At 78.7% G+C, this 239-nt stretch carries 1 pseudogene; it reads right to left on the bottom strand.

The annotated features are described in order from the left end of the window. Positions 1-239 (bottom strand): annotated as a pseudogene (locus tag MW084_RS11085) (YfhO family protein); the annotation flags it as partial.

Below are 239 nucleotides of genomic sequence, written 5' to 3'. Positions count from 1 at the left end.
CTCCCCGAGGCCGCCGCCGCCACGGCGGCCAGCACGCCCGCCCCGCCCAGCAGCGCCCGCCACCCCGGCCAGCCGGCGGCGGCACCCGTCCACGCGGCCATCACCACCACCCCGGCCAGGACGAACGTCTGCCGGTACGGGCTGCCGTTCGGCGTGGCGAACACGTGCCACACCAGGTGCGTCGGCTCCCACTGCAGGGACAGCAGCACCCCCGCCACCAGCCCGCCCCACACCAGCCG

Origin of the sequence: Streptomyces sudanensis (assembly GCF_023614315.1) — a bacterium.
GTDB lineage: Bacteria > Actinomycetota > Actinomycetes > Streptomycetales > Streptomycetaceae > Streptomyces > Streptomyces sudanensis.
This window is presented reverse-complemented; position numbering and strand designations above follow the sequence as displayed.